Raw genomic sequence first — 17,634 nt, 5'->3', positions numbered from 1 at the left:
CTTTAGGCATCAATAATTTCGGCTTTGGCCAAAACGGTATCATGTTTGTCACTGTCTGTGTACAAAACTTTAACAGATAACATAATGACAAAGATTGAGTTTAACACCATGGTACTGCGTCAGGCAAGTTCACTACGTTCATACGCATTGCACTTTACGCACGATGCAGACGATGCTAACGACCTTGTCCAGGACACAATGTTGAAGGCTATTACCTACTATAACAAGTTCAAAGAAGGTACTAACTTAAAAGGATGGTTGTATACCATCATGAAAAATACGTTCATCAATAATTACCGCAGGTTCGTTAAGATGAGCACATTTGTTACCAAGTCAGAAGAGATATCTTCAGCGAACCTGGTGTTCAGCTCTACCAAAAATCAAGGCGAGTCGAAGTTCATCATGGATGACATCCGTCGCGCTTTAGACAGATTACCTGAAGACTACTATGTGCCTTTCACCATGTACTTTGAAGGCCATAAGTATCATGAGATAGCTGATCACTTAGCTATCCCTATCGGTACCGTAAAAACACGTATCCATGTTGCTCGCAAGCTTCTTAAAAAGAACTTGAAGGCTTATGATAACGGTGTGAAAAAAGCGGTATACGCCGACGAAGAATAGTTAGAGCACATTTAAACTCAATATATACAACTGGAAGCGGCTGCCTTATAGGGCAGCCGCTTTTTTTATTGGGATGTTCTTGACTATTTCAAGTACTGCTCAAAAAAATCATACAGTTGCGACAGCACCTCTCCAGTTTGCGGTACCGAATGGCCCTTGCCATAATTGGTGATCGATAACACCGGCACATTCAAAGATGAAAGCTTTGCCTTGAAATGTTGGATCTGGTCGTCGTAGTAATGATCATCATCGGTATTGTGAAAGAACATCACAGGCGCAGTAGCCGATGAATTGACCAGGTAAGCAGCGCCTTGTCGCTCCCAAACAGCACGGTTCTTCTCCAATTCGCCCCAAACCCATGGGCAATGCGTTTCCAGATTGGCATCGCCATCATTGATAGTGTTGTAAATTTGTGTGTGGTCGAACACCCCCGGACCAAGCGCAGCGGCCTGCACCTGCGCGTTAGTTTCCTTGTTAAAACCGGCAGTATCGATGGCCGGCACCTTCCTGTCGCCAATGGCCATTGAACCTGCTGTAGAGCCTCTTGAGAAGCCGTAGATACCTATCTTACCCGATAAGCCTATACTCTTGCCTATCGTACGCAATGTCCTTATTCCTGACCGTACCTTACGGGCAGCATCTATGCCGTCCTCAAACGAGCGATAGGTATCATTGCGGCCATTCACCGGTTGACCTTTTCCCCACGGACAGTATTTAGGATGATCCGCAATGGCCCAGGCTATGCCTCTACCCGGCGCCCCTTCCAAAAACGAATCATTGAATGCCGCCAGTGTGTATGCCTGCTTTAGCCGTTGATGTTTGTTTTGATCAGTAAGTACTCCCTTGGCTTGATCATAGGTAGCATAGCTGTTGCTGTAAGAGAAGGAGAGCACCACCGGTACCTGTTTGCGCGTGTTGGCCGGATAAATGATGTCCATGTACAAACTATCGCCTTTAAAATACTCCTTTGGCGTGTTGTACACCTTTGGATCATCTACAAAGTAAGGCACATCGCGCATCAATCGGTAGCCTTCAAAAAGCACGTATGACCGGTATTGCGAGCAGTCATGCAAACCGCAAAACTTTCCGGCGCTAATAGAGTCATTGATGGCAATAATGTCGGCGTTGATGTTGGGCGAGATGGCCTTTTGATGATGGGCATAGTCAAGCTCCACCACCCTATAGCCCTGAGCCAACAGCCAAGACACATCGTTTTTAATACTATTACGGCCGACCTTTCTCAGCTTCAGTCGCTCCAGGTAAACTACCGTCATAATACGGCCGTCAAAGTCCTTAAGAGGCATTTTAGCTTCGGTGATGCTGAATTGAATACTACCACCGGTCACCAGGCTTGGCCACTTACCAGTAGTGGTCGCTTGGCTTCTGAGGCCGATAGCGACAAAAAATAAGATCAAAGTATAACGCCACATAAACACTGGCTAATATGGTTAAGTAAAATGGATGAACCGGCCACTTATTAAAAACAAGACCGGACCGCTCTGCGAACGTCCGGTCGTTATAATCATACTTTTAAGGCCTTGTTACAAAGCTCCGTCTTTGATCTCGTCCACCACGCTTGGATCCAGCAGTGTGCTGGTATCGCCCAAGTTAGAGGTATCTCCTTCGGCGATCTTACGTAATATGCGACGCATGATCTTGCCCGAGCGCGTTTTAGGCAATCCGCTAACAAATTGGATCTTGTCAGGCTTGGCTATCGGTCCAATGATCCGGCTTACGGTCATGAGGATATCCTTGCGGGTCAGTTCTTCGTTCTCATGTTTGTCAGGACTGATCACAAATGCGTAAACGCCCTGTCCTTTAATGTCGTGCGGGTAACCCACCACGGCCGACTCCACCACGCTACTGTGCATATTGATAGCATTTTCCACCTCGGCGGTACCTATACGGTGACCTGATACGTTCAGTACGTCATCCACCCGACCGGTGATGCGGTAATAGCCATCAGCATCGCGCAAGCTACCGTCGCCGGTAAAATACATATCAGGATAGGTGGCGAAATAAGTAGTGCGGCAACGCTCATGATCACCGTAAGTGGTGCGCAGCATGCCTGGCCAAGGAAACTTGATACAAAGGTTCCCGCTTACATCGTTACCCTCTATCTCTTTACCATTCTCATCCACCAGTATCGGTTGTACGCCCGGCAACGGCAAGCTGGCATAACCAGGCTTAAGCGGCGTCACGTTGGCAATAGGCGATATCATGAAACCACCCGTCTCAGTTTGCCACCACGTATCAACGATCGGGCAATTACCATGGCCCACATTTTCATCGAACCAGTGCCAGGCCTCCTCGTTCAGTGGCTCTCCTACCGAACCCAGCTTGGTCAGCGAACTCAGGTCTTTGTCTTTTACCATATCCAGCCCAAAGCTCATTAACGAGCGGATGGCGGTCGGTGCGGTATATAAAATATTTACCTTAAATTTTTCGACGATATCCCACAAACGACCGGCATCCGGCCAGGTAGGTACGCCTTCGAACATCACGGCCGTAGCGCCTTGTGTTAGCGGACCATATACGATGTAAGAATGACCAGTGATCCAACCGATATCGGCGGTACAGAAGTACACCTCGCCGGGCTGATATTGAAACGCGGTATCGAATGTGTAACCCGCATACACCATGTAGCCGCCGCAGGTATGTACTACCCCTTTTGGCTTACCGGTGGATCCGGACGTATAAAGGATGAATAACATGTCCTCGGCATCCATCTCCTCGGCAGGGCAATCAGGGTTGCCTTGCGTCTCTACTTTTCTGATCTCATCTTCCCACCATACGTCGCGGCCTTTGATCATACTTACCGGTGTGTGACTGCGGGTTAGTACGATCACCCGTTTTACCGAAGGGCACTGTACCAGCGCATCATCGATCACAGATTTCAGCGGCAGGTCCTTGGCGCCACGATAACCACCATCGGCGGTGATCACCACGTTGCATTGCGCATCTTGTATGCGATCGGCAATAGATTGTGCCGAAAAGCCACCGAATATTACCGAATGTACAGCACCGATACGCGCACAGGCCAGCACGGCAATAGCAAGCTCAGGTATCATGGGCATGTATATACAAATGCGGTCGCCTTTTTTTACACCATTGTTCTTGAGCACGTTAGCGAACTGGCAAACCTTGTCATACAGCTGTTTATAAGTGATTATGCGGTGATCTTCGGTAGGGTCGTTGGGCTCCCAAATAATGGCGGGGGTGTCACCATTTTTATCTAACTGGCGGTCGAGGCAATTCTCGGTGATGTTAAGTTTACCACCCTGGAACCATTTGATGTTAGGCTCTTTAAAATTCCATTCAAGGGTCTTGTCCCATTTCTTTCGCCATTGGAAGGTATCGGCTATGCTCTCCCAAAATTGCTCGGGTTGTTCAACGCTCTGTTTAAAGACCTCGTGGTAATGGTCGAACGAATTGATTTTCATAACAAGTAAGAATATTTAAATTGGTAGGCGCAATATAAACGATCTTGGATACTTACCCATCGTTATCGTTGCTGATAGGCCATAATTAAACAACTATCTTTAACAATGCGATCGGGTAGACAATGGTTTTGGTTATTGAGACGGGTCAAGCGGTCGTTCAAAAAGATTTAAAATTATTTTTGAAGGCACTATTGCATTATCCTCTTAATTTTCTGATATTTGCAAACTCTTTTAGAAAAAGAAACATTAAAAAGTTTTGTCATGTCAAGAATTTGTGATTTAACAGGAAAAAGCCCATTGAACGGCCATAACGTATCGAACTCGAACGTTAAGACCAACCGTAAGTTTTATCCTAACCTGAAGATCAAGAAGTTTTATATCCCTGAAGAAGATAAATGGATCACTTTGAAAGTATCTACTTCAGCGATCAAGACCATTAGCAAAAATGGTATCACTGCTTGTATCAATAAATTTGTTAAAAAAGGATATATATAGTAGATAGTTATTGGTTGATAAAGTTATTGGGTCGTTCACTGCAACTGGCTGGATAACTCAATGACCTTAATAACTCAATAACCCAAACACCAACATATAAGATGGCAAAGAAAGGCAACAGAGTTCAGGTGATCTTAGAGTGCACCGAGCATAAAGAGAGCGGTATGCCGGGCATGTCTCGTTACATTACCACCAAGAACAAGAAAAATACAACCGAGCGTTTAGAGTTAAAGAAATTTAACCCTGTACTGCGTAAAGTTACCGTTCACAAAGAAATTAAGTAATTTTTAGTTATTAAGTTACTTGTTATACGGTACAGGTCGTATTTAACGACCGTTGATCTAATAACACAATGACCTAATAATTACTAACACCACAAAGATATGGCAAAGAAAGTAGTTGCAACCCTGAAAACCGGTAAAGGTAAAGAGTACTCAAAGGTAATTACGATGATCAAGTCGCCTAAAACAGGTGCTTATTCATTCAAAGAGCAAATGGTACACAACGATCACGTTAAAGACGCGATCAGCGAAGCTAAAGCTTAATTATCCGCTCTTTTACTAAAAGATATTTGAAGCCGTCCTTGTATACAGGGATGGCTTTTTTCTGTTACGGTATTCCGAAAGGCGATACGCATTATCTCATATAATTGTATAATAAGTGTTCGGCCATCAAGGGGTTGAGTGGCTTTAGCTATATTTGCATCACTGCACATAAAGATCAGCACATTTTAACGCATGGGACTATTCGATTTTTTTAAGAAAAAGGACACCACACCACAGCAACAAGAAGCTTTGGACACGGGTCTTGAAAAGACCAAGGATAGCTTTTTCTCCAAAATAACTAAGGTGATCGCCGGGAAGTCGACCGTGGATGACGAGGTGCTTGATGACCTGGAGGAGGTATTGGTGACCTCAGATGTGGGTGTGACCACTACCCTGAAGATCATTGATCGTATCCAGGCCCGTGTAGCCCGCGATAAGTATGTGAGTACTGCCGACCTGAACACCCTCCTGCGCGACGAGATACAACACTTGCTGGCCGAAAATAACAGCAACGATTTCCAGAACTTTGAGTACGGCGACCACAAACCATACGTGATCATGGTGGTTGGCGTTAATGGTGTGGGTAAAACCACCACCATTGGCAAGCTGGCCCATCAACTGAAACAAGCCGGAAATAAAGTGGTATTAGGTGCTGCTGATACTTTCCGTGCGGCGGCTGTTGACCAGATCCTACTATGGGGAGAACGCGTAGGCGTGCGCGTAGTTGCCCAGGCCATGGGTTCTGATCCTGCGTCGGTAGCTTATGATACGCTGCGTTCGGCCGTATCTAATGGTGAGGATGTGGTGATCATTGATACCGCCGGCCGTTTACATAATAAGGTAGGCTTGATGAATGAGCTTACCAAGATCAAGAATGTGATGCAAAAGGTCATCCCCAACGCTCCTCACGAGATCTTGCTTGTATTAGACGCCTCTACCGGCCAGAACGCCATAGAGCAATGTAAACAATTCACCGAAGCCACGGCAGTGAATGCCTTAGCCTTGACCAAATTGGACGGCACGGCCAAAGGCGGTGTAGTGATCGGGATATCTGACCAATTTAAGATCCCGGTGAAATATATAGGCGTAGGCGAAGGAATGAATGACCTACAACTCTTCGACCGCAAGGGATTTGTAGATTCGTTATTTAAGAAGTAAGATAAATGATACGAACACAAAAAGGGCCGTCCGATGAGGATGGCCCTTTTTTGTAAATAAAGCAACCAATATTTTCACAACCGCGCAAACAACCAACGCCTGATCTTATTAACTTTAAACATGATCAAGGTTCAAAACCTGCGCAAACAATATGGCCGAACCGTGGCGGTCGACGATGTATCGTTCGAGGTGGGCGAAGGAGAGAACCTGATCCTGTTGGGCACCAGCGGTTGCGGCAAGACCACGACCCTGAAAATGCTGAACCGGCTTATTGAGCCTACTTCGGGCCAGGTGCTGATCAACGATGAGGATATCACCCTGCAAAAGCCTGAACTTTTACGGCGCAACATAGGTTATGTACTACAGAACACTGGCCTTTTTCCACATTATACCATTTCGCAGAACATCGCCGTGGTTCCGAAGCTGCTTAAATGGAGCAACGCGCAGATCAGTCAACGTACCGAAGAGCTGATCAGCAAGTTGCATTTACCTACTGATTTGCTTGATAAATATCCCCGTCAATTGAGCGGCGGCCAACAGCAGCGTGTAGGCCTGGCCCGTGCGCTCATGACCGATGCGCCTGTGCTATTGATGGATGAGCCTTTTGGGGCATTAGATAACATCACTCGTGCTAATATCCAGTCAGAATTCAAGCAGCTGGATGAGCTCCAACGCAAGACCATCGTAATGGTAACACATGACGTACAGGAGGCCTTTGAATTAGGCGACCGCATTGCCATTATGGATAAAGGCAGCATCGTTCAATTAGGCACACCGGCCGAGTTACTCTTTAAACCGGTGAACACGTTTGTAAGCGATTTTCTGCGTTCGCAGCGCTTACAGCTCGAGTTAAAAGCCGTTCATTTGACCGATGTCTGGGACCTGCTTCCATCAGCGGTAGAGGTATCGAAGACCGACCTCACCATTCCATCTACCGCCAATATTTGGGCAGCCATGGAAATCCTGGAGCGCAAGCATCCCCAGCACTTGTTGATCATGCCCTCTCCCGCCCATGAACCCAAAACGGTAACGTTCGACCAATTGATGTCAGCCTGGTATCAACATCAAAACACCCTGACCGCATGAACGAACAGCAACAAACGCTTTGGCAGTTCATGCATCAGCAGCAAGACAAGTTACTTGCGCAAACGGTTCAGCATATCGGTCTCACCATCGTTTCGCTGATCATAGCGGTCATCATTGGCTTGCCATTGGGAATATTGATCGCCCGTAAAAAGCAACTGTCTGGCACAGTGCTCGGCATTGCGGGTGTTCTGCAAACTATTCCCAGTATCGCTTTGCTCGGTTTTATGATCCCACTCTTGGGTATTGGCGCTACGCCTGCCATCGTTGCACTATTCCTCTACGCGTTGCTTCCTATCATCCGCAACGCGTATACCGGCATTACCGGTGTTGATGCTTCCGTTAAAGAAGCCGCCCAGGCCATGGGTATGAGCAGTGGTCAGATCTTGTTCAAGGTTGAGCTTCCCTTAGCCATGCCTGTGATACTGGCAGGCATACGCACCGCTACCGTGATCAATGTTGGCGTTGCTACCCTGGCATCCTACATTGCTGCAGGAGGACTGGGTGAATTTATCTTCGGCGGAATATCGCTCAATAATTCAAACATGATATTGGCTGGGGCAATACCAGCAGCACTTTTAGCCATTTTGTTCGATGTGTTATTGGCAGTTATTCAGCGTACCAGCTTTAAAAAGCTTAAACTGATCATGTATGCTGCACCAGTAGCGGTCATTGTGCTGGCGGTCATCTATGTGATACCAAAGACCAAGACCGATAAACTGACCGCCGGTTTCACTCCCGAATTTATGGGCCGACAGGATGGCAACTTAGGCCTACAGCAAAAGTATGGCCTCAAGATCAACACTATTGTGATCAACGATGCGGTGATGTATAAGGCCGCCTATGAAAAGCAGATCGATGTGATCAGCGGATACTCGACCGATGGCCGGCTAAAGGCTTACGGGCTGATCACTTTGGAAGATGATAAGCATATATTTCCGCCATACTATGCGGCACCCATAGTGAGGGAAGATGCCCTGAAAAAATATCCGGAACTCGAGGCGGCGCTTGATCTGTTGGCCGGTCATATTACCGACAGCATCATGACCGACCTGAATTATCGTACCGATAACCTGCATCAAACACCAGAACGTGTGGCCAAAGATTTCCTGGTCGCGCAGGGTCTCTACAAACCGAGCCGGAATGGCCAGGCCGGTGTTATTCGTATAGGCTCTAAGGTTTTTGGAGAACAATATATACTGGCTGCCATGTACAAAATGCTGATCGAAGGCAACACCGATTATACCACATCGGCCAAGACCGGACTGGGTGGGACCAAGATCTGTTTCGATGCGCTGACCAACGACCAGATCGACCTATACCCCGAATATACCGGCACAGGGCTATTAGTGCTGTTGCAGCCGTCTGCCGAGCTGTTGCAGCAGGTGGGTGCCGATAAGGATAAGACCTATGCTTACGTGAAAAAGCAGTTCGCTGATCGCTATAAGATCAGCTGGTTAAAGCCTATCGGCTTCAATAACGCCTATGCGCTGATGATGCTCAAGCAGCGCTCGAATGAGTTGGGTATTAAAACAATTTCAGACCTCAAACGCTTTTTGGAAACGAACTAATAGTAAATGACACTGGTCGATCGTTATAAAGCCGTTCGCCGGCACACCGAAGATATTTGCAGTTACCTACAAACCGAAGACTATGTTGTACAACCTGTTGTAGATGTGAGTCCACCTAAGTGGCACATTGGGCATACCACATGGTTCTTCGAGACCTTCATACTCAAACCTTATTTTATGGGGTACCAGGAGTATGATGCCAGCTACAATTTTGTATTTAACAGCTATTATGAAACGGTAGGTGCCCGCGTGATCCGTACTGATAGGGGCAACTTGAGCCGGCCTACCGTACTGGACATTTATCGCTATCGCGAGTATGTGGACGAGGCCATGTACAGGTTCTTATGCCATGAGCCATCGCCCGATGTTGAAGAGCTTTTAGTACTCGGCCTTAATCATGAGGAGCAGCACCAGGAACTGTTGTATTACGATATCAAGTACATATTGGGTCACAACCCACTGTTCCCTGCGTATAACAAAGCTTATTCGTCACCTAAAGATGAAGGTCAGGAAGGTTTCATCAACATGCCTGAAGGCATTTATGAGATAGGGCATAACGGAAGCGGCTTTTGCTTCGATAATGAACTGAACAGGCACAAGGTATACTTGAACACCTATCAGATCAGCAGCAAACTGGTGACCAATGCCGATTATCTCGAGTTTATTGAGGCCGGTGGTTACCAGGATTTCAGATACTGGCACGCCGAGGCCTGGGATTGGGTAAAGACCACCCAGGTTACCGCTCCCATGTACTGGCACAACATTGATGGGGAGTGGCATGTTTACACTTTCCGTGGGTTGGAGCCGGTTCACCTGCATGATAGCGTTGGCCATATCAGCTTTTATGAGGCTTATGCGTACGCATCATGGAAAGGAATGCGCTTACCTACCGAATTTGAGTGGGAAGCCGCTGCTCCCCAATTCAAATGGGGTAAAAGCTGGGAATGGACCGAGAGCGCTTACCTGCCCTACCCAGGTTTTAGTAAAGCTCCCGGAGCCATAGGCGAATATAATGGCAAGTTCATGGTCAATCAAAAGGTACTGCGTGGTGCCTCAGAGGCCACACCGCCCGGACATGAACGCATCACCTACCGAAACTTTTTCCACCCTAACCTGCGCTGGCATTTTACAGGCATCAGGCTGGCCAAGTAACTACCTTATCACCTACACAATGAAGAACATGCATACCACCTTACCAACCGAGCAACAAGTGATCGACCATAGTGCTGAACAGCAGTTTTGCGATGACGTGATCGCAGGGCTTACCGCTACGCCAAAATATTTGGAGGCTAAATATTTTTATGACAGCACCGGCGATGAGTTGTTCCAAAAGATCATGAATAGTCCTGAGTACTACCCTACCGACTGTGAACTGGAGATCTTTACGGAGCAAACCGCTGAACTGGCCAAAGCGATCATGGCCAACGGCGACCCATTTGACCTGATCGAGCTGGGTGCAGGTGATGCCATGAAATCTACCCATTTATTGCGCTACCTTTTAAATGCAGACGCAAAGTTCACCTACCTGCCTATCGATATTTCGGGCCATGTGATCAGCTATTTGCAAAACACTTTGCCTATTACCCTGCCCGGCCTGCGCCTTAACGGCCTTACCGGCGAGTACTTTGATATGCTCAACAAGGCCACTACCTTATCGCCTAAACGCAAGGTGGTGATGTTCCTGGGATCTAATATTGGCAACATGCCTGTGGCCGATGCCGAGAACTTTTGCATGGAGCTGCGCTCGCACCTGTCGCCCGGCGATATCGTTTTAATGGGTGTTGACCTGAAGAAGGATCCGCGTACCATTTTAGCCGCTTATAATGATGCAGAGGGTAATACCCGCCAGTTCAACTTGAACTTACTGACACGCATCAATCGCGAGTTGAATGCCAACTTTGACCTTGATAAATTTGAGCACTACCCCATGTATGATCCTGAGACGGGTTCATGCAAAAGCTACCTGATCAGCCTGGCCGATCAGCAGGTAGAACTATGCGACCACACAGTGGAATTTGCCAAAGACGAATATATCTACATGGAAATATCGCAGAAATACACCGTATCACAAGTGAATTACATGGCCTTACATGCAGGCTTTAAACCGGCAGGTCATTTTTGCGATAGCAAGAACTGGTTCATGGATACGATCTGGGTGGCGGTGTGATCTGCTTACACTGATCAGCAAGAACGATCCATACAGAAACGTCAAGAACAATAAAGGCCACCCGATCACGAGTGGCCTTTATATTTTTGAGGATCTGAGTTATACACTTTCCTTTTGCAATAGCGCAGGGATCGTTTTTAAGATCAGTTTTACGTCATTCACTAAGCTGTGGTTTTGGGCATAAACATTGTCAAGCATCAGGCGCTCTTCTTCACTCATATCACCTTTACCACGTTTTTCCACCTGCCAAAGGCCGGTGATACCTGCCGGTGCATGAAAGCGCAGGGCGTATTTATCGGTGGTCAGTTTCTCCGCTTCATAAAGTGGCAACGGGCGGTTGCCCACAATACTCATATCCCCAATAAACACGTTCCACAACTGTGGAAGTTCGTCGATACTGGTATTACGGATAAAGTTACCCACTTTGGTGATCCGCGGGTCGTTCTTGATCTTGAAGAATGCTGAACCTGCGCTGGTCTTCTTATTATCTACATACTCGCGCTCGCACCAGTGCACGTTGTCAGCATACATCGGGAACTGGCATTTACCCGCACCCATACATTCTGAGCAAAGCATCGCGGTATTCTCGATCACTTCTTTACCTTGCTCGTTGTCTTTTTTAGCGGCAGCGGCATCAACGTCATATTGGTTAAGGTGCTTCAGATCTTTCAGTCGTTTATCAGCATTTACGTACATCGACCTGAACTTGTAGAATTTGAACACCTGGTAACCGGTACCTACCCGCAACGAATAGTAAAACGCCGGACCTTTTGATTCGAGCCTTACCAACAGGTAAACGACCAAAAAGAATGGCGACAGCATCAACAAGGCCAATCCTGAAAAAAAGATATCGAAAGCACGTTTACCTACCGGAACGCTGTAGGTGGCCTGCGATGTTTGCGACGACTTGGCCTTAAGCGGCTGCCAGTGATCGATCAGGAAATTGACACGGGTCTCAATATTTTTGACATTGACCGGCAGTTTAAAAACATCGGCCACGCCTGCGTTAAGCGCTAACTCGCGCAGGTTGCTATTGAAGTGGTTAATGATCATGAAGAACGGGATGTTACCCATGTTGTTCTTCTTGAGCGTTTCGTATAGTGTAACACCTGATGATGCCAGGATCTCATCCTGCGATATCACCGCGGCTATATTGAGCTTTTGCTCCTGCCAGGCCGAGAACATCTGCATCCCATTTTTAAAATGCATAAGTTGGCGGTCCTTAAAATTGCACTGATTGATCGAGATGGTAAGGTTATCGCTCAGGTTGATCAGTGCAATGATCTGCCTTTTGTGGCCAAGTTCATCAACGCTCATAAACTTTGTACGCTCTTGCCTATTCTTCTTAAGATCGCTCTAACTCTTGCTTCCAGTTCGGCCGGGTTAAATGGCTTCACTATAAAATCATCGGCACCGGTATCTAAACACCTGATACGCGTTTCTGAACTATCCTCGCCTGATACGATGATCACCGGTATTGACCGGAAAAAATCACTACTGCTGATCTGGGTTATAAAGTCGAGCCCGGTAAGGTTGGGCGTGTTCAGATCTGATATCACCAGATCGGGTATGTTGCCGTTCTGCAAGAACGAAAGTGCTTCAAGGGCCGATGGGCATATCTCGAGCTCATATGCTTTGCCTAAGAACTTACGAAGAATGAGCTGCATATAATTATCATCCTCGATGATCAAGATCTTAGTTTGCCCAGTGTCTGAAAATCCCATACGTGTGGATCTGCTATTGTTTGTGCTTAATAGGTTGTTAATAACAGGTATCATACTTTCGTTTTCATCCTGTTACGGAAATATTTGTTAAAGGTTGTGTTACCGGGATCGTCAGGAGAAAAAAACACGCTTCAATCTTTTGATCGTACCTTTCCACAAACCGCCGTCAATTTGTATACGCCTGTCGGTGGTCCATACGATGGATCTTGCGCTGCTCACTCTGTGTAAATTCCCAAATCCTTTTTGTTTAAGTTTTAGTGCCAGGTAACCGTCCTCATTGGTGCCAGGCGGATGGTTAAAGCCATCTACCTGCAACCCCTGCTCACGCCTGAACCCCGAATCAAAACCGTAAACGTTCACGGCCTCGTTCTTGAAATACTTGTTATATGATCGTGTAAGGTCTGACAGGTATTCATAAAAGAAATAAGTGACCCGCCCAGTACTACCCACCGGAATAAATGCGAATCCGCCGTAAGTGATGGCCACCCTCTTGGTGCCATCGGCCAGCGGCGCGATCATTTCCTCGATCCAGTATTTAGGGTAAATGGTGTCGGCATCGGCGTTAAGGATGTACTTACCGCGCGCCTCGGCCAAACCACGATTACGGGCCGCGGTGATGCCCTGCGTGGTTTCAAGTATACACGTCACGCCACAGGCTTTTACCAGTTCTTCCGTCCTGTCTTTGGAGTTATTGTTCACTACGATCACCTCTACCGACCACTTGGTCTCATTGTTACACAAAGATGCCAGTGTCTGTACGATGGTGCTCTCTTCATTATAGGCCGGCATCACGATGGATACATCGGGACGACCGTCCTTATACAACCGCTCATATGCCTGCTTGACCTTACTGGGGTCCTGCTTATTATAAAAATAATCATTAATATACGCTGGTATAGAAACGGGTCTCATAATGATAGAACCAAATTATAATTAAATATTCAATTATTTGTATGATTTACAACAAACCAGCCGATCTAATGCAGATCTAACACTTATTTAGCACAGGTACAACCTTAGGCTATGAAGTTGGATGGTCAGACCGGTGTATACGTACGCGATCCAGGTTTGTGCGGTTTATTTTAAAATATATTTAGATGGATGCCGAAGTTGCCCTCCCGGGCTTTGACCGATAATGGTTAGCTTTGCCTTACTTATGAAAAAGACCGACCCGACCATTTTAGTGGTGAACGATGACGGCATCACCGCGCCGGGCATCAAAGCCCTGATCGATACCGTTAAAAAATTAGGCCGCGTGGTAGTGGTAGCGCCCGATAGTCCGCAATCAGGCATGGGGCATGCGATCACCATAGGCAAACCTCTGCGCCTTGACCCGGTGGAACTTTACGAAGGCGTTGAGATGTACAAATGCTCAGGTACACCGGTAGACTGTGTGAAACTGGCCGTTAACCGTATTTTCAGAGGTAAAAAGCCTGATCTATGCGTATCTGGCATCAACCACGGACTCAACAACTCGATCAATGTACTTTATTCAGGTACGATGTCGGCCGCAGTAGAAGGCGCGATCGAGGGGATACCTTCGGTAGGTTTCTCGCTGGACGATTTTACTTTACAAGCTGATTTTGCGCCATGTGCTCCTTTTGTAGAGAGCATTGCCAAAAAGATACTAGAACATGGCCTGCCAACAGGCACATTACTGAACGTTAATTTCCCTAAAGAAGCGCACATCAAAGGCATCAAGATCTGCCGCCAGGCACATGGTAAATGGGCCGAGGAGTTTGATGAACGCCTTGACCCGCACAAGCGCCCATACTATTGGCTAACCGGTGAGTTCCAACTGAACGATCAGGGTGAGGATACTGACAACTGGGCGTTGGACCATGGCTATGCCTCGGTAGTGCCGGTCCAATTCGATATGACCGCTCACCATGCCATATCGGTGCTTAACGGCTGGAAGTTTTGATTTAAGCCAAAAGCGGAAGAAAACAAAAAAGCCAGGCATATTGACCTGGCTTTTTGTTTTGGATCTGTTCTGAGCTCTATTTCACACTGTTCAGCACCAGGTCTATCCCTTGTTTCGCACCTTCCAGCTTCATGATCAATGGAAAGGCTGGATTATTTAATACCCAGATCTTGGTCTTCTTATTTTCGGTCTCAGCGTAAAAGCTGTCGAGTTCCTTGGTGTCTAATACAAATGCTGGTGCATCAGGCACCACCGCGAACTTTTGTCCGTTCAGCTCAAAGGCCTTATCGGTGATCAACGCGTTAAAGGTGTCTTTTGATAGGAAGGCGATGGTCTCATTGTCTCTGAGCTTGGTCACCTCTTCAAAACCAGGTTCGCGCAGCGCCATCCGGTCGGCGCTTTGTATGGCCTTTGCTGATATCTCGAACGTACCGGTACCCAATCCCCCTATCGACCATTTCATGCGCAACGGGGCATTCACGTCGGTTATAGTCAGCACCGCAGGCAGCGTTTGCCCGAACGCACGTGCGTATGCCGTATAGTTCAGTACCGTACCTGCTGTGATCTGCGGCACGGCCTTTTGCGCCTTTGTGGTCAGGCCTACTAATATCAAAGCAATGGATAGGGTGATCTTTTGCATGGTGTTTATGGTCACATTTATCGTTCTTAAAAGTAAAGGAAAAAGCCAACAGTATCGTACTTTTGAATAATTATGCCCGCAAAAAATTCAGTGATAACAGGCTTCTTGATCGGTATGCTTCCTCCTGCGTTGGCGTGGCTGTTTTTTAATGTGATCTATACCAACGTGGTAATATTGAACAAACCGACCATGCCCTACTTCATCGCTTTGGGCATAAACCTGGTCATCATCAGGATCTGCAACAAGAAGAATACTGACGATACCGGTAAGGGCGTAATGATGGCAACTTTTTTAAGTATGCTGCTTCTTTTCATTTTTAAGATCAGGCTTACATGAAATATTACTTGGTAGCAGGCGAAGCATCGGGCGACCTGCATGGCGCAAACCTGATCAAAGCCCTTAAAGAAAAGGACGCTGATGCCCAACTACGCTATTTTGGCGGCGACCTAATGCAGGCACAAGGCGGAACATTGGTACAGCATTACAGCACCATGGCCTACATGGGTTTTGTACAAGTACTAATGAACCTGCGAACCATCTTGCGTAATATGCGCAACTGTAAGGAGGACATACTTGCTCACCGACCCGATGTACTGATCCTGATCGATTTTCCGGGTTTTAATTTGAAGATAGCCGAGTTCGCTAAGACTCAGGGCATATTGGTATGCTTTTACATATCGCCCAAAGTTTGGGCCTGGAACCAAAAGCGGGTGTTCAAGATCAAGAAAGTGGTCGACCACCTGTTTTGCATCCTTCCTTTCGAAGTGGATTTTTACAAGCAGTTCGGCATGAAGGTAGATTACGTGGGCAACCCGTTGCTTGATGCCATCGCCACCTTCAAGCCCGACCCCGACTTTGTTCAAAAACACCGGCTTACCGATAAGCCGATAGTGGCCTTACTGCCCGGCAGTCGAAAACAGGAAATATCTCGAATACTACCTGAGATGGTCAAACTTGCAGCACAGTTCCCACATCAACATTTTGTAGTGGCTGGTGCACCTTCTTTTGAGTTGGCCTATTACCAGCGATTTATGAACGGGGCCAACCTGCCTGTATTGTTCAATGCAACTTATAACCTGTTGCATTATGCACGTGCAGCGGTAGTGACATCAGGTACCGCCACTTTAGAAACAGCTTTATTTGATGTACCCCAGGTAGTAGTCTATAAGGCAGACCCTATACTGGTAACGGCGGGACGCAAATTTCTAAAGATCAAATATCTGTCGTTGGTCAACTTGATCATGGATAAGCTTGTAGTAAAAGAGCTGATCCAGGAAGAATGCAATACCCAAACCCTTACTTACGAGCTTAACCAATTACTGCCTGATGGTAGCTATCGCCAGCGCATACTGGATGACCATGCTGCGCTGCGTCATATCATGGGCCAGCCGGGCGCATCGGCCAAAACAGCCTCGCTGATCATTGGCTATGCTATAAAAAAATAAAGCCCCGCAAGTTGCGGAGCTTTATCGTTTTCATAGGTGATGCTAAAAAGCGTTTTATAGATAGATGTAGTAGATGCTAATTATGCTGCTTTGGCGATGATTGATTTACCCTCAAAAGCATTTTTAGCTTTGAAGGCGGCCAGATCGGCCATCAATAGGTCTTTCAAGGTAGCGTCGAATTTTTTAAGCAACTTGCTTGGAGCTGGTGTAGTATTGCTTTTCATAGGTAGATGTGTTATATAGGTAGATGTTGAAAGATGTTATAATTAAGCTGCCGACAGGCCTTTTTTACTGATGGCTTGTTTGATGGTCTCCACCAATTGCTCTTTAGCTTTTTTGGCGTTATTTAGGTCTTGTAGCAAAAGTGTTTTCAACTCATTATCAAAACGTGCTACTAATTTGCTTATCGAAGGTTGGCTGTAAGTTTTCATGTTTTCGATGTTAGGTTAAAAGTTATTGTTTCTTTACATCTTCCTTGTCAATATGGTCGGTCTCGGTCAGGTTGTCTTTCCTGCGTTTGGCCTCTTCATATTGCCTTTGTAACTGCTCATCGTCACGGCGGTCAGCAGGTTGTTCAGGATTTTGTGGGTTTTCCCATTTTTGCTCCTGGCTCTCGTCCGGTTGTCCGTTCATATCTTCAGTTAAAATGTTTGGTCGATTTGTTTAAGCTTACTCCAAACCAATGCCAAAACCTGCCATCACCCGAATTATATTTTACAATAAATTGAATATCAGCATAAAATATATACACAGAACGAAAAAAGAGGTCATAAAAAAGCTGTGCGGAACTTAATGAAAGAACAGCCTCTGTGTTA

The 17,634-nt window shown here is 46.6% G+C and carries 21 protein-coding genes; 12 read left to right on the top strand and 9 right to left on the bottom strand.

The features are described 5' to 3' along the window. Positions 1 to 84 precede the first annotated feature (84 nt). Entirely contained in the window at positions 85 to 624 is a 540-nt protein-coding gene (locus LLH06_RS02365; RefSeq protein WP_228171658.1) for an RNA polymerase sigma factor, read from the top strand. A gap of 83 nt (positions 625 to 707) precedes the next feature. Here LLH06_RS02365 and LLH06_RS02360 read toward each other — a convergent pair whose 3' ends face one another. Next, on the bottom strand, positions 708 to 2,054 hold the full coding sequence (locus tag LLH06_RS02360; RefSeq protein ID WP_228171657.1) for an alpha/beta hydrolase family protein: 1,347 nt from the start codon (positions 2,052 to 2,054) through the stop codon (positions 708 to 710). A 111-nt stretch (positions 2,055 to 2,165) separates the two neighbouring features. Then, positions 2,166 to 4,067 carry an acetate--CoA ligase gene (gene acs / locus LLH06_RS02355; protein WP_228171656.1) on the bottom strand — a complete coding sequence of 634 codons (1,902 nt, stop codon included), beginning with the start codon at positions 4,065 to 4,067 and terminating at the stop codon, positions 2,166 to 2,168. A gap of 261 nt (positions 4,068 to 4,328) precedes the next feature. Here acs and rpmB point away from each other — a divergent pair, with 261 nt between their 5' ends. The 8 genes from rpmB (at position 4,329) to LLH06_RS02315 (ending at position 11,086) form a co-directional block, all read left to right on the top strand. After that, entirely contained in the window at positions 4,329 to 4,562 is a 234-nt protein-coding gene (gene rpmB / locus LLH06_RS02350) for a 50S ribosomal protein L28 (protein WP_228171655.1), read from the top strand. Positions 4,563 to 4,663: 101 nt separating this feature from the next. Next, a complete protein-coding gene (rpmG, locus tag LLH06_RS02345; protein ID WP_074490316.1) occupies positions 4,664 to 4,846 on the top strand; it encodes a 50S ribosomal protein L33 in 183 nt (60 codons plus the stop codon). Between the two features lie 99 nt (positions 4,847 to 4,945). Then, on the top strand, positions 4,946 to 5,107 hold the full coding sequence (locus tag LLH06_RS02340) for a DUF4295 domain-containing protein (protein ID WP_228171654.1): 162 nt from the start codon (positions 4,946 to 4,948) through the stop codon (positions 5,105 to 5,107). A 192-nt stretch (positions 5,108 to 5,299) separates the two neighbouring features. Continuing rightward, positions 5,300 to 6,265 carry a signal recognition particle-docking protein FtsY gene (ftsY, locus tag LLH06_RS02335; RefSeq protein WP_228171653.1) on the top strand — a complete coding sequence of 322 codons (966 nt, stop codon included), beginning with the start codon at positions 5,300 to 5,302 and terminating at the stop codon, positions 6,263 to 6,265. 120 nt (positions 6,266 to 6,385) lie between these two features. Continuing rightward, positions 6,386 to 7,351, top strand: a complete 966-nt coding sequence (locus LLH06_RS02330; RefSeq protein ID WP_228171652.1) for an ABC transporter ATP-binding protein — start codon at positions 6,386 to 6,388, stop codon at positions 7,349 to 7,351. After that, on the top strand, positions 7,348 to 8,919 hold the full coding sequence (locus LLH06_RS02325; RefSeq protein ID WP_228171651.1) for an ABC transporter permease/substrate-binding protein: 1,572 nt from the start codon (positions 7,348 to 7,350) through the stop codon (positions 8,917 to 8,919). The genes LLH06_RS02330 and LLH06_RS02325 overlap by 4 nt, the downstream gene beginning before the upstream one ends. Positions 8,920 to 8,925: 6 nt before the next feature. Continuing rightward, positions 8,926 to 10,071: an ergothioneine biosynthesis protein EgtB gene (gene egtB / locus LLH06_RS02320; protein WP_228171650.1), complete on the top strand. Its 1,146-nt coding sequence runs from the start codon at positions 8,926 to 8,928 to the stop codon at positions 10,069 to 10,071. Between the two features lie 19 nt (positions 10,072 to 10,090). Next, complete coding sequence (locus tag LLH06_RS02315) at positions 10,091 to 11,086, top strand: L-histidine N(alpha)-methyltransferase (RefSeq protein WP_228171649.1); 996 nt, start codon at positions 10,091 to 10,093, stop codon at positions 11,084 to 11,086. A gap of 99 nt (positions 11,087 to 11,185) precedes the next feature. Here LLH06_RS02315 and LLH06_RS02310 read toward each other — a convergent pair whose 3' ends face one another. From LLH06_RS02310 to LLH06_RS02300, 3 genes are all read right to left on the bottom strand, one after another. Beyond that, positions 11,186 to 12,403 (bottom strand): sugar transferase, encoded by a 1,218-nt coding sequence (locus tag LLH06_RS02310; protein WP_317206712.1) that lies wholly within the window; start codon positions 12,401 to 12,403, stop codon positions 11,186 to 11,188. Continuing rightward, positions 12,400 to 12,810 (bottom strand): response regulator transcription factor, encoded by a 411-nt coding sequence (locus tag LLH06_RS02305; RefSeq protein WP_228171648.1) that lies wholly within the window; start codon positions 12,808 to 12,810, stop codon positions 12,400 to 12,402. The genes LLH06_RS02310 and LLH06_RS02305 overlap by 4 nt, the downstream gene beginning before the upstream one ends. 111 nt (positions 12,811 to 12,921) lie before the next feature. Beyond that, positions 12,922 to 13,722, bottom strand: coding sequence for a glycosyltransferase family 2 protein (locus tag LLH06_RS02300; RefSeq protein ID WP_228171647.1), 801 nt, complete (start codon positions 13,720 to 13,722; stop codon positions 12,922 to 12,924). Between the two features lie 244 nt (positions 13,723 to 13,966). Here LLH06_RS02300 and surE point away from each other — a divergent pair, with 244 nt between their 5' ends. Continuing rightward, positions 13,967 to 14,734 (top strand): 5'/3'-nucleotidase SurE, encoded by a 768-nt coding sequence (gene surE, locus LLH06_RS02295; protein WP_228171646.1) that lies wholly within the window; start codon positions 13,967 to 13,969, stop codon positions 14,732 to 14,734. A 76-nt stretch (positions 14,735 to 14,810) separates the two neighbouring features. Here the strand turns inward: surE and LLH06_RS02290 are convergent, their stop codons facing one another. Continuing rightward, positions 14,811 to 15,374: a hypothetical protein gene (locus tag LLH06_RS02290; protein ID WP_228171645.1), complete on the bottom strand. Its 564-nt coding sequence runs from the start codon at positions 15,372 to 15,374 to the stop codon at positions 14,811 to 14,813. Between the two features lie 72 nt (positions 15,375 to 15,446). Between LLH06_RS02290 and LLH06_RS02285 the strand changes: the two genes are divergently transcribed. Together LLH06_RS02285 and lpxB are read left to right on the top strand one after the other, a co-directional pair. Beyond that, the gene (locus LLH06_RS02285; RefSeq protein WP_228171644.1) at positions 15,447 to 15,710 is read left to right on the top strand and encodes a hypothetical protein; all 264 of its coding nucleotides are present in this window, start codon (positions 15,447 to 15,449) and stop codon (positions 15,708 to 15,710) included. Further along, the gene (lpxB, locus tag LLH06_RS02280) at positions 15,707 to 16,819 is read left to right on the top strand and encodes a lipid-A-disaccharide synthase (RefSeq protein WP_228171643.1); all 1,113 of its coding nucleotides are present in this window, start codon (positions 15,707 to 15,709) and stop codon (positions 16,817 to 16,819) included. The genes LLH06_RS02285 and lpxB overlap by 4 nt, the downstream gene beginning before the upstream one ends. An 80-nt stretch (positions 16,820 to 16,899) precedes the next feature. On the opposite strand, the gene LLH06_RS02275 is transcribed toward lpxB, so the two are convergent. The 3 genes from LLH06_RS02275 to LLH06_RS02265 are packed head-to-tail and all read right to left on the bottom strand — an operon-like array spanning position 16,900 to position 17,452. Next, a complete protein-coding gene (locus LLH06_RS02275; RefSeq protein ID WP_228171642.1) occupies positions 16,900 to 17,043 on the bottom strand; it encodes a hypothetical protein in 144 nt (47 codons plus the stop codon). A 42-nt stretch (positions 17,044 to 17,085) separates the two neighbouring features. Next, positions 17,086 to 17,250, bottom strand: coding sequence for a hypothetical protein (locus tag LLH06_RS02270; protein ID WP_228171641.1), 165 nt, complete (start codon positions 17,248 to 17,250; stop codon positions 17,086 to 17,088). A 22-nt stretch (positions 17,251 to 17,272) separates the two neighbouring features. Beyond that, on the bottom strand, positions 17,273 to 17,452 hold the full coding sequence (locus LLH06_RS02265) for a hypothetical protein (RefSeq protein ID WP_228171640.1): 180 nt from the start codon (positions 17,450 to 17,452) through the stop codon (positions 17,273 to 17,275). Positions 17,453 to 17,634 lie beyond the last annotated feature (182 nt).

The organism is Mucilaginibacter daejeonensis, assembly GCF_020783335.1.
GTDB lineage: Bacteria > Bacteroidota > Bacteroidia > Sphingobacteriales > Sphingobacteriaceae > Mucilaginibacter > Mucilaginibacter daejeonensis.
Note: the sequence above shows the minus strand (reverse complement) of the source record. Positions and strands in the feature narration are given on the sequence as shown.

What these genes read in the sequence shown, in the direction of transcription:
- LLH06_RS02365 (WP_228171658.1), top strand. Translation starts at nt 85, where the DNA reads ATGACAAAGATTGAGTTTAACACCATGGTACTGCGTCAGGCAAGTTCA.
- LLH06_RS02360 (WP_228171657.1), bottom strand. Translation starts at nt 2,054, where the DNA reads ATGTGGCGTTATACTTTGATCTTATTTTTTGTCGCTATCGGCCTCAGA.
- acs (WP_228171656.1), bottom strand. Translation starts at nt 4,067, where the DNA reads ATGAAAATCAATTCGTTCGACCATTACCACGAGGTCTTTAAACAGAGC.
- rpmB (WP_228171655.1), top strand. Translation starts at nt 4,329, where the DNA reads ATGTCAAGAATTTGTGATTTAACAGGAAAAAGCCCATTGAACGGCCAT.
- rpmG (WP_074490316.1), top strand. Translation starts at nt 4,664, where the DNA reads ATGGCAAAGAAAGGCAACAGAGTTCAGGTGATCTTAGAGTGCACCGAG.
- LLH06_RS02340 (WP_228171654.1), top strand. Translation starts at nt 4,946, where the DNA reads ATGGCAAAGAAAGTAGTTGCAACCCTGAAAACCGGTAAAGGTAAAGAG.
- ftsY (WP_228171653.1), top strand. Translation starts at nt 5,300, where the DNA reads ATGGGACTATTCGATTTTTTTAAGAAAAAGGACACCACACCACAGCAA.
- LLH06_RS02330 (WP_228171652.1), top strand. Translation starts at nt 6,386, where the DNA reads ATGATCAAGGTTCAAAACCTGCGCAAACAATATGGCCGAACCGTGGCG.
- LLH06_RS02325 (WP_228171651.1), top strand. Translation starts at nt 7,348, where the DNA reads ATGAACGAACAGCAACAAACGCTTTGGCAGTTCATGCATCAGCAGCAA.
- egtB (WP_228171650.1), top strand. Translation starts at nt 8,926, where the DNA reads ATGACACTGGTCGATCGTTATAAAGCCGTTCGCCGGCACACCGAAGAT.
- LLH06_RS02315 (WP_228171649.1), top strand. Translation starts at nt 10,091, where the DNA reads ATGAAGAACATGCATACCACCTTACCAACCGAGCAACAAGTGATCGAC.
- LLH06_RS02310 (WP_317206712.1), bottom strand. Translation starts at nt 12,403, where the DNA reads ATGAGCGTTGATGAACTTGGCCACAAAAGGCAGATCATTGCACTGATC.
- LLH06_RS02305 (WP_228171648.1), bottom strand. Translation starts at nt 12,810, where the DNA reads ATGGGATTTTCAGACACTGGGCAAACTAAGATCTTGATCATCGAGGAT.
- LLH06_RS02300 (WP_228171647.1), bottom strand. Translation starts at nt 13,722, where the DNA reads ATGAGACCCGTTTCTATACCAGCGTATATTAATGATTATTTTTATAAT.
- surE (WP_228171646.1), top strand. Translation starts at nt 13,967, where the DNA reads ATGAAAAAGACCGACCCGACCATTTTAGTGGTGAACGATGACGGCATC.
- LLH06_RS02290 (WP_228171645.1), bottom strand. Translation starts at nt 15,374, where the DNA reads ATGCAAAAGATCACCCTATCCATTGCTTTGATATTAGTAGGCCTGACC.
- LLH06_RS02285 (WP_228171644.1), top strand. Translation starts at nt 15,447, where the DNA reads ATGCCCGCAAAAAATTCAGTGATAACAGGCTTCTTGATCGGTATGCTT.
- lpxB (WP_228171643.1), top strand. Translation starts at nt 15,707, where the DNA reads ATGAAATATTACTTGGTAGCAGGCGAAGCATCGGGCGACCTGCATGGC.
- LLH06_RS02275 (WP_228171642.1), bottom strand. Translation starts at nt 17,043, where the DNA reads ATGAAAAGCAATACTACACCAGCTCCAAGCAAGTTGCTTAAAAAATTC.
- LLH06_RS02270 (WP_228171641.1), bottom strand. Translation starts at nt 17,250, where the DNA reads ATGAAAACTTACAGCCAACCTTCGATAAGCAAATTAGTAGCACGTTTT.
- LLH06_RS02265 (WP_228171640.1), bottom strand. Translation starts at nt 17,452, where the DNA reads ATGAACGGACAACCGGACGAGAGCCAGGAGCAAAAATGGGAAAACCCA.